The 2,875-nt window shown below is 33.7% G+C and carries 4 protein-coding genes; 2 read left to right on the forward strand and 2 right to left on the reverse strand.

Translation table 11 applies throughout. The annotated features are described in order from the left end of the window. Positions 1-235: 235 nt before the first annotated feature. Positions 236-928, reverse strand: a complete 693-nt coding sequence (locus P8O70_14830; GenBank protein MDG2198123.1) for a hypothetical protein — start codon at positions 926-928, stop codon at positions 236-238. A gap of 40 nt (positions 929-968) precedes the next feature. On the opposite strand from P8O70_14830, the gene P8O70_14835 reads away from it, so the two are divergent. Beyond that, the gene (locus tag P8O70_14835; GenBank protein ID MDG2198124.1) at positions 969-1,637 is read left to right on the forward strand and encodes a 3'-5' exonuclease; all 669 of its coding nucleotides are present in this window, start codon (positions 969-971) and stop codon (positions 1,635-1,637) included. Here P8O70_14835 and P8O70_14840 read toward each other — a convergent pair. Next, positions 1,634-2,545 carry a tyrosine-type recombinase/integrase gene (locus P8O70_14840; protein MDG2198125.1) on the reverse strand — a complete coding sequence of 304 codons (912 nt, stop codon included), beginning with the start codon at positions 2,543-2,545 and terminating at the stop codon, positions 1,634-1,636. The two genes, P8O70_14835 and P8O70_14840, sit on opposite strands and share 4 nt — an antisense overlap. 12 nt (positions 2,546-2,557) lie before the next feature. Between P8O70_14840 and P8O70_14845 the strand changes: the two genes are divergently transcribed. Further along, the coding region (locus tag P8O70_14845; GenBank protein MDG2198126.1) for a P-II family nitrogen regulator at positions 2,558-2,875 on the forward strand (318 nt) is incomplete at its 3' end.

The raw sequence follows: 2,875 nt of genomic DNA on the forward strand, positions 1-2,875 counted from the left end.
TCTCTACAGAAATAGATCTGGAGACCCCATAATTCTTCTTAAAGAATATAAATTATATTTATTAGACATTTGTAGAGCCAACCTCAAATAAATTTATTTAATAACTAGATAATCTATATGTTCGATAATGTCAGATATAGAACATATCTGACATTATCATAAAATGGTTTTAAAATTTATTTAATAATATCAATAACATAATTATTTCAGGTCACAAACATTATCTTATCTTAAATCAAGATGCTGATTTACATTTCGGAGAGTAGACTGTTCTAAGCCTTTCACGAGTTAAAAGATCTATTTGTTTATCTGATCCAACAATTTGCATATATTCAACGATTCGATCCAATTCCATTTGAAGGTTCATCACACGTTGAAGGTCTTCCTCTTCCCTCAGGGTTATTCTGCAAAGTTCTGATTCCAACTCTATAATTCTTGGATTCCAGAAACGACGAAAATCAGAATCAGCCTCAATGTACTCATACTGGTTATTTTGTTTCAACAAAATCAACTTACCATTTCTCAGTGGGAACAACTGTTCATTTGCACTATTCAATTGATAAGTACTATCAGGTCTCAGCATCAAAGTAAGACCATTTGGCATCAGAATCGATTCACCTTCAAAATACCCATAACTCTGATCACTTTGAAGCATCAGGATTCTTCCATCTTGGAGTCTAATATTTCTTTGACCAGTTTCAGTAAATTCATAAGTGCCATCAATCTTTAGTTGTACCATTCTACCATCTTCAAGATCGAATTCCTCTTCACGGTTCTGAAACTGAAAAGTTCGATTCTCCTGGTTAAGAATTAAGTAGGCTCCTTCGTCGAGCGTTAATGCAACGACAGATTTTGAAGCAAAGCTGAATATCAGAGGTATGCTTAGGAAAAATCTGCTAAGGTATTTAAAAACATTCTTTGATTTCATTATTTGATCTCAAAATTCTTAATAATTTCGTAGGATTAGTATGAGTCAAAATTCTCATTTTCAAATTGTTGAAGACCTAAGTGATCAACAATTGATTGATTATACTGGTAAACAACTCATTGCGGTTGATACAGAATTGCATGGATTAAAGATGAATCGTGATAATATTTGCCTTATTCAACTAGGTGATGATGCAAGGAATGTTACTCTGATTAGACCAAATCTTTCAAGACCTCCAAAAAATCTAAAAATACTCCTTGAAGATTCTTCTGTTCGGAAGCTTTTCCATTTTGCGTTGACTGATGTAGCTTTTTTTGCAACATCGATTGGAATTGTTGTTGAAAATTTCCGATGTACTAAGGTAATGAGTAAAATTGTTCGAACATATACAGACAGCCATGGATTAAAAAATCTATGTGAGGAGTTGCTAGGAATTGAACTCTCTAAACAACAGCAGCAAACCAATTGGGCATCACCAAATCTTACACAGAAACAGCTAGAATATGCAGCTAGTGATGTTTACTATTTGATTGAGATATATCATAATTTGGAAAAAATGATGACCCATCGCCCATCGTTGCCTTCTGGTAAGACTGTACATGAAATCAATGAGATAGCTCAAAGAATACTACCAGGGTTGGTACAGATTCTTATCCATGGTTATGGTGACCGTGATCAAGGTTGGGAGACTAGCTTATTTGCTCACTAACGATTTCTAGTATGGGCCTCAGAAAACTTTCTTCTAAGTTCTTCGTAATCAGAATCGATTAATGATTGAAATCGATGGATCTTCTTTAAGTTTCTTAGTTTTTGAACCGATCGAATGTCAGCACCATTATTTTGAAATTGTTGAGTGGCAATTTCTCTAAGCTTTTTAAGATCTAAGCCAATTGGTTTCAGTTGTTTCCTGATGATTGTTCTAAGCTGATTTAGGTTAGTTATTTTATTATGATTATTTATCCAAAAACTTTCTCTTTCGTCAAATTTTGGTAGATGAATCTTGTATTGTTCCAACCTGTCTTTATTTATTCCTAAGTGTGGAACCTCTTTAATTTCTGATTGCATTTTAATTTCTATGAGGTCACCTTCATTTAAATTTACTTCCTGAATTCGTGCTAATTGACTTATTTTCCAAACTGTAGAATAAGCCAATTCCAATAAAATTCTATTTCTTAGTTCTAAAGGATCTTCTGAACATGGTGAATTAATAAGGCTATTTAGTTTGTCAGGTGAAGTATTATTTTTCTTGATGAATTCATTATTGTTTAGTAATTCACGAAATTTGTAGTTTTGTAGAGGGTTCTTGTCAATAAGATTTAGAGAATGCAAGAAACGGAAGAATGATCGGAGTGATTTCTCATAGGAAGAGTAAGTGGCATCCTGCCAATTTCTCTGGTTAGAATAGTTTTCAAGAAATATTTGTACTATTCGTCCTGTGAGATCATTCAAGGACCAATTATTTGTCAGATATAGCTTTTCAGCATTGTTTGTGACATATTTAATAAACTGTTCTGTTATTGTCTTATAAAGCTGACATGTTTCATTTGTTAGCCTTTTTTCATGTTGCAGATACCACTGATATTCCAGCTGGATTTGCTCTAGAATTTCGACATTCATTAAAGAGACTCAATGAAAAAGATCGAAGCCATTATTAAGCCATTTAAACTTGAAGAAGTTAAAGATAGTCTACACGCAGCTGGGATTCAAGGACTGACTGTAAGTGAAGTTAAAGGGTTCGGAAGACAAAAAGGACATACTGAACTATACCGAGGAGCTGAATACATCGTTGATTTTTTACCCAAGGTGAAGATTGAAATTGTTTTGGCCAATGACCAGGTAGAAACAGCAATTGAGGCTATCCAAACAGCAGCTAAAACTGGCAGAATTGGAGATGGTAAAATCTTTGTTATTGATCTGGTAGAGGCCCTCAGAATTAGAACTGGTGAA

The sequence above is a fragment of the SAR324 cluster bacterium genome (assembly GCA_029245725.1).
Taxonomy (GTDB): domain Bacteria; phylum SAR324; class SAR324; order SAR324; family NAC60-12; genus JCVI-SCAAA005.

Coding starts and splice junctions, on each gene's coding strand:
- P8O70_14830 (MDG2198123.1), bottom strand. CDS start 928: ATGAAATCAAAGAATGTTTTTAAATACCTTAGCAGATTTTTCCTAAGC.
- P8O70_14835 (MDG2198124.1), top strand. CDS start 969: ATGAGTCAAAATTCTCATTTTCAAATTGTTGAAGACCTAAGTGATCAA.
- P8O70_14840 (MDG2198125.1), bottom strand. CDS start 2,545: ATGAATGTCGAAATTCTAGAGCAAATCCAGCTGGAATATCAGTGGTAT.